Raw genomic sequence first — 6,697 nt, 5'->3', positions numbered from 1 at the left:
AACGCTCGGCTGGGAAACCCCAGCCGAGCGCCTGCATAAACTACTCACAGCCTGACCAACACGACCAAGTGTTGCGACGATCCCTAGAAACCGCCGACCGGTCCGGGGCCCCTTCCTCGTCCGCTGCGGCGACTACGGCAGCTGGGCCGCGCGCGCCTCGCGCCGGTTGTCCCGGAAGTTGTTCACCCGGCGGGCCGTGGCGAACAGCGGGATCACCGCGCCCATGACGAGCTGGAGCGCGCAGCCGGTCTGGAGCAGCAGCTGGCCGCTGGGGGCGTCGAACGCCCAGGCGGCCAGCAGGCCCATCGACAGCACGATCCAGGACAGCATCGCCACCGCGAGACGGCCCCGCGGCTTCGGGTACTCGACCCGGCTCACCATCAGCCAGGCCGTGCCCAGGATGGCGAGGAGCGTCGCCACGAAGGGCAGCTCCAGCAGCACGATGGAGACGACCGTCAGCGCGCCGAAGGGGCTCGGCATGCCCTGGAACAGCCCGTTCGGCGGCGTCACGCAGGAGAAGCGGGCCAGCCGCAGCACCACGGCGAGCAGCACGACGATCGCACCGAGCGCCGCCATCCGCTGGTGCGCGTCGTCCGCGACCATGCCGTACACGAGGACGAAGTAGGCGGGCGCCAGGCCGAAGCTGATCAGGTCGGAGAGGTTGTCCAGCTCCGCTCCCATCGGGGAGCTGCGGAGCTTGCGCGCCACCAGGCCGTCGAACAGGTCGAAGACGGCGGCGCACAGCATCAGGATGACCGCCGTGGCCGCGCTGTGGCGGGCCATGCCGGTCTCCTGGCTGCCGGTGAGGTGCGGGATCAGGATGCCGGTGGTGGTGAAGTACACCGCCATGAAGCCGCACGTGGCGTTGCCGAGGGTGAGGGTGTCCGCTATCGAGAGGCGCAACGAGAGGGGCATCTCCTCCTCTTCGTCGGCCTCGTCGGCCTCGGGCACCCAGCCCGTCTGTGTCTCCGGATCAATCACGGTCAATGCGAGTCACCCCAGCCACGGTCTTCTGGCCGACCTCGACCGCGACCTCCACGCCCTCGGGCAGGTAGAGGTCGACACGCGAGCCGAAGCGGATCAGACCGATCCGGTCGCCCTGCTCCAGCTTCGTGCCCTGCGGGACGTAGGGGACGATGCGGCGGGCCACCGCGCCGGCGATCTGGATCATTTCGATGTCGCCGAGTTCGGTGTCGAAATGCCAGACTACGCGCTCGTTGTTCTCGCTCTCCTTGTTGAACGCGGGAACGAAGCCTCCGGGGACGTGCTCGACCGACGTGACCGTGCCGGAGAGCGGCGCGCGGTTCACGTGGACGTTGAGCGGGCTCATGAAGATCGCGACGCGGGTGCGCCCGTCCTTCCACGGCATGATGCTCTGCACCACGCCGTCGGCGGGCGAGATGACCCGGCCCGTGGCGATCTCACGTTCGGGGTCGCGGAAGAACCACAGCATGCCCGCCGCGAGCGCGGTGGCGGGCACGGCCACGGCCCTGGCGGCGCCGGAGCGGCGGGCGCGGGCCAGGCTGAGGGCTGCGGTGGCGACGGTCGGGAGAAGCCACGGCGATGCTCCGCGCGCGAGGCGTACGCCGACCAGGCTGTCTCGGGGTGCAGAGGTTTGGCTGTGGGGCATGGATGACCTTCGTAGCGGATGATGCCGCGCTTCGATCGGGGGACGGCGGCTTTCCCGGATCGTACCGGTCGCGGGCCACAACTGGGCAAGCCAGGAAGCCGAGTCGGCGGCCGAAGACCGCTGACGGGGTGTGACCTTCTTCTCGAAGAAAACACCCCGTACTCGGACAATCAGCCCTGGAATCGATACGCTTCGAGCAGCCTGCGCCCGATGATCATTTTCTGGATTTCGGCGGTGCCCTCACCGATCAGCAGCATCGGGGCCTCCCGGTAGAGCCGTTCGATCTCGTACTCCCTGGAGAAGCCGTAGCCGCCGTGGATGCGGAAGGCGTCCTCCACGACCTCCTTGCAGTACTCGGACGCGAGGTACTTCGCCATCCCCGCCTCCAGGTCGTTTCGTTCGCCCGAATCCTTTTTGCGGGCCGCGGTGACCATCATGGCATGCGCCGCCTCGACCTTCGTGGCCATCTCCGCCAGCTTGAACTGGATGGCCTGGTGCTGCGCGATCGGCTTGCCGAAGGTGTGCCGCTGCTGGGCGTAGGCGATGCCGAGTTCGAAGGCGCGCTGGGCGACGCCGCAGCCCCGCGCGGCCACGTTGACGCGGCCCACCTCCACCCCGTCCATCATTTGGTAAAAACCTCGGCCGGTGACACCGCCGAGCACCCGATCGGCCGGAAGCCGCAGCCCGTCCATGATCATCTCGGTGGTGTCGACGCCCTTGTAGCCCATCTTCTCGATCTTGCCGGGGATCGTCAGGCCGGGGCGGACCTCGCCGAAGCCGGGCTCCTTCTCCACGAGGAACGTCGTCATCGACCTGTGCGGGGCGGCGGCCGTCCGCGACGGGGCGTCCTCCGAAGGGGAGTGTCCTTCGTCACTGCGCACCAGGACGGCCACCAGGGACGACGTGCCGCCGTTGGTCAGCCACATCTTCTGGCCGGTCAGGACGTACTCGTCGCCGTCCCTGACCGCCTTGGACGTGATCGCCGAGACGTCGGAGCCGAGGCCCGGCTCCGACATCGAGAAGGCGCCCCGGACGTCGCCGGCCGCCATCCTCGGCAGGAAGTGGTCCTTCTGTTCCTGGGTGCCGTGCTGCTTGAGCAGGTACGCCACGATGAAGTGTGTGTTGATGATGCCGGACACCGACATCCAGCCGCGGGCGATCTCCTCCACACACAGGGCGTACGTCAGGAGCGATTCGCCGAGGCCCCCGTACTCCTCGGGGATCATCAGACCGAAAAGGCCCAGTTCCTTGAGGCCGTCCACGATCTGCTGCGGGTACTCGTCGCGATGCTCCAGCTCCGTGGCGACCGGGAGGATCTCCTTGTCCACGAAGTCGCGGACGGTGGAGACGATCTCCTGCTGGATGTCCGTCAGACCGGCGGTCTGGGCGAGGCGCGCCATCACTTCTCCGTCTTCTGCCGAGGTGCGTCCGGCTCGGGCCGGCCCGGCTGCTCTCCGCCGCGCTCCTTGAGATACGTCCCGGTGGGCACCATCACCTTGCGCCGGAAGACGCACACGAGCGTGCCGTCCTGCTTGTAGCCCCTGGTCTCGACGTGCACGATGCCCCGGTCGTCCCTCGACCTGGACGGCCGCTTGTCGAGCACGGTCGTCTCGCCGTAGATCGTGTCGCCGTGGAAGGTCGGCGCCACGTGCCGCAGCGACTCGATCTCCAGGTTCGCGATCGCCTTGCCGGACACGTCCGGCACGGACATGCCGAGCAGCAGGGAGTAGATGTAGTTGCCCACGACGACGTTCTTGCCGAAGTCCGTCGTCTTCTCCGCATAGTTGGCGTCCATGTGGAGCGGGTGGTGGTTCATGGTGAGGAGACAGAAGAGGTGGTCGTCGTACTCGGTGACCGTCTTGCCCGGCCAGTGCTTGTAGACCGCGCCGACCTCGAATTCCTCGTAGGTGCGTCCGAACTGCATCGTCGTCAGGCCTCCGGGATCTCGAAGCCGCTGGTGCGCCGCAGGCCGGCGGCCCGGCCCTTGCCGGCGACGACCAGCGCCATCTTGCGGCTGGCCTCGTCGATCATCTCGTCGCCGAGCATCGCGGAGCCCTTCTTGCCGCCCGCCTCGGACGTGTAGTAGTCGTACGCGTCCAGGATCAGCTCGGCGTGGTCGTAGTCCTCCTGGGAGGGCGAGAAGACCTCGTTGGCGGCGTCGACCTGGCCGGGGTGCAGCACCCATTTGCCGTCGAAGCCGAGGGCGGCGGCGCGGCCGGCCACCTCGCGGAAGCCGTCCACGTTGCGGATCTGCAGGTAGGGGCCGTCGATCGCCTGGAGGTCGTGGGCCCGGGCCGCCATCAGGATCTTCATCAGGATGTAGTGGTAGGCGTCCGCCGGGTAGCCGGGCGGCTGCTCGCCGACGACCAGGGACTTCATGTTGATCGACGCCATGAAGTCGGCGGGACCGAAGATGATCGTCTCGGTGCGCGCACTGGCCGCGGCGATCTCGTTGACGTGGTTGAGGCCCTGCGCGTTCTCGATCTGCGCCTCGATGCCGATCCGGCCCACCTCGAAGCCCATCGTCTTCTCGATCTGGGTGAGCAGCAGGTCGAGCGCCACGATCTGCTCGGCGTTCTGCACCTTGGGCAGCATGATGCAGTCCAGGTTCGGTCCCGCGCCCTCGACCACCGTCACGACGTCCCGGTACGTCCACTCGGTCGTCCAGTCGTTGACCCGCACGACCCGCGTCTTGCCCGTCCAGTCGCCCTCGTTGAGGTACTTGACGATGGTGTGCCGCGCCTCGGGCTTGGCCAGCGGCGCGCACGCGTCCTCCAGGTCCAGGAAGACCTGGTCGGCCGGGAGCCCCTGCGCCTTCTCCAGGAAGCGGGGGCTGCTTCCTGGTACGGCCAGGCAGGAGCGCCGCGGACGAAGACGGTTGACTGTCATGCGGGGACCTCCAGGGGTTCGAGCTTGTTCGCTTTGCGGATCTCGTCGACGATACGACCGATGATCCCGGTGATGTCGAAGTCTTTCGGGGTGAAGACCGCGGCCACTCCGGCGGCCCTGAGCCGTTCGGCGTCACCGTTCGGGATGATCCCGCCGGCGATCACCGGGATGTCGGCGGCCCCGGCCTCGCGCAGCCGCTCCAGCACGTCCGGCACCAGCCGGGCGTGCGAGCCGGACAGCACGGACAGGCCGACCGCGTGCACGTCCTCGGCGAGGGCCGCGTCCACGATCTGCTCGGGGGTGAGCCGGATGCCCTGGTAGACCACCTCGAACCCGGCGTCCCTGGCGCGCACGGCGATCTGCTCGGCGCCGTTGGAGTGCCCGTCCAGGCCGGGCTTGCCGACGAGGAAGCGCAGCTTGCCGGTGCCCAGGTCGCGGGCGGTGGCGGCCACCCTGGCGCGGACGCCGGCCAGCGCCGAGCCCTCCTCGGCGGCCGCCGTCACCGGTGCGGCCGAGACCCCGGTGGGCGCCCGGAACTCGCCGAACACCTCGCGCAGGGCCCCGGCCCACTCGCCCGTCGTCACGCCCGCGCGGGCGCACTCCAAGGTGGCCTCCATGAGGTTGTCGGTTCCCTTGGCCGCCTCCTTCAGCCGCTCCAGCGCCTTGCACGGGCGCGGATGGTTGAACGGCGGCTGGTAGCGGGTGTCGCGCCAGTGCCGCAGGGCGTCGACCACCCGGGCCTCGACCGCCGGGTCGACCGTGTGGATCGCGGTGTCCAGGTCGGCCGTGAGCGGGCTGGGCTCGGTGCTCTCGAAGATGTTGACGCCGACGATCTTCTCCTCGCCGGACTCGATACGGGCCCGGCGCTCGGCGTGGGACGCCACGAGCCGCGACTTGAGGTAGCCGGACTCGACGGCGGCCAGCGCCCCGCCCATCTCCTGGATCCGCTCGATCTCCGCAAGGGACTCCTCGACGAGCCGGGCGACCTCGGCCTCGACGACGTGTGAACCCTCGAAGATGTCGTCGTACTCCAGCAGGTCGCTCTCGTGCGCGAGGACCTGCTGGATGCGCAGTGACCACTGCTGGTCCCAGGGCCGGGGCAGGCCCAGCGCCTCGTTCCAGGCCGGCAGCTGCACGGCACGCGCGCGTGCGTCCTTGGAGAGGGTCACCGCCAGCATTTCGAGCACGATCCGCTGGACGTTGTTCTCGGGCTGCGCCTCGGTCAGGCCCAGGGAGTTGACCTGGACGCCGTAACGGAAGCGCCGCTGCTTCGGGTCCTCGATGCCGTACCGCTCACGGGTGATGCGGTCCCAGATCCGGCCGAAGGCCCGCATCTTGCACATCTCCTCGATGAAGCGGACACCCGCGTTCACGAAGAAGGAGATACGGGCCACCACGTCGCCCATGCGCTCCTGCGGCACCTGCCCGCAGGCGCGCACGGCGTCGAGGACGGCGATCGCGGTGGACATGGCGTACGCGATCTCCTGCACCGGCGTGGCCCCGGCCTCCTGGAGGTGGTAGCTGCAGATGTTGATCGGGTTCCACTTCGGGATGTGCGCGACCGTGTACGCGATCATGTCCGTCGTCAGCCGGAGCGAGGGCCCCGGCGGGAAGACGTGCGTCCCGCGGGACAGGTACTCCTTGACGATGTCGTTCTGGGTCGTGCCCTGGAGCCCGGTGATGTCCGCGCCCTGCTCCTCGGCGACGACCTGGTAGAGCGCCAGCAGCCACATGGCGGTGGCGTTGATCGTCATCGAGGTGTTCATCCGCTCCAGGGGGATGTCCTGGAAGAGGCGGCGCATGTCGCCGAGGTGGGCCACCGGCACGCCGACCCGGCCGACCTCACCGCGGGCGAGGACATGGTCGGGGTCGTAGCCGGTCTGTGTCGGCAGGTCGAACGCGACGGACAGACCGGTCTGCCCCTTGGCGAGGTTGCGCCGGTACAACTCGTTGGACGCCTCGGCCGTGGAGTGGCCGGCGTAGGTCCGCATGAGCCACGGCCGGTCCCGTTCCTTCGGTGTCTGCGGCTGACGCTCGTTCATATGCGCCTCTCACACGTTCCGGAAGCGGTTGATGCCATCGATGTGCCGGGCGCGTAGTTCCTGGTCGCGTATGCCGAGGCCTTCTTGGGGGGCGAGGCAGAGGACGCCGACTTTGCCCTGGTGGGTGTTGCGGTGG

6 protein-coding genes are annotated in these 6,697 nt (G+C 68.7%); all 6 read right to left on the bottom strand.

The window, feature by feature from the left end; translation table 11 throughout:
* Nucleotides 1-132: 132 nt before the first annotated feature.
* The 6 genes from pssA to ACFYTE_RS42015 all read right to left on the bottom strand — a co-directional run bounded on the left by pssA (nt 133) and on the right by ACFYTE_RS42015 (nt 6,561).
* On the bottom strand, nt 133-987 hold the full coding sequence (gene pssA / locus ACFYTE_RS42040; protein WP_388722556.1) for a CDP-diacylglycerol--serine O-phosphatidyltransferase: 855 nt from the start codon (nt 985-987) through the stop codon (nt 133-135).
* Complete coding sequence (locus ACFYTE_RS42035; protein ID WP_388722554.1) at nt 974-1,630, bottom strand: phosphatidylserine decarboxylase; 657 nt, start codon at nt 1,628-1,630, stop codon at nt 974-976. Before ACFYTE_RS42035 ends, pssA begins: the two co-directional genes overlap by 14 nt.
* A 170-nt stretch (nt 1,631-1,800) precedes the next feature.
* The gene (locus ACFYTE_RS42030; RefSeq protein ID WP_388722552.1) at nt 1,801-3,030 is read right to left on the bottom strand and encodes an acyl-CoA dehydrogenase family protein; all 1,230 of its coding nucleotides are present in this window, start codon (nt 3,028-3,030) and stop codon (nt 1,801-1,803) included.
* The gene (locus ACFYTE_RS42025) at nt 3,030-3,554 is read right to left on the bottom strand and encodes a MaoC family dehydratase (protein WP_388722550.1); all 525 of its coding nucleotides are present in this window, start codon (nt 3,552-3,554) and stop codon (nt 3,030-3,032) included. Before ACFYTE_RS42025 ends, ACFYTE_RS42030 begins: the two co-directional genes overlap by 1 nt.
* Before the next feature lie 5 nt (nt 3,555-3,559).
* Nucleotides 3,560-4,519, bottom strand: a complete 960-nt coding sequence (locus tag ACFYTE_RS42020; protein ID WP_388722548.1) for an HpcH/HpaI aldolase/citrate lyase family protein — start codon at nt 4,517-4,519, stop codon at nt 3,560-3,562.
* Nucleotides 4,516-6,561 carry a protein meaA gene (locus tag ACFYTE_RS42015; protein WP_388722546.1) on the bottom strand — a complete coding sequence of 682 codons (2,046 nt, stop codon included), beginning with the start codon at nt 6,559-6,561 and terminating at the stop codon, nt 4,516-4,518. The genes ACFYTE_RS42020 and ACFYTE_RS42015 overlap by 4 nt, the downstream gene beginning before the upstream one ends.
* Nucleotides 6,562-6,697 lie beyond the last annotated feature (136 nt).

This window comes from Streptomyces sp. NPDC004629, assembly GCF_042873595.1.
Lineage (GTDB): Bacteria > Actinomycetota > Actinomycetes > Streptomycetales > Streptomycetaceae > Streptomyces.
This window is presented reverse-complemented; position numbering and strand designations above follow the sequence as displayed.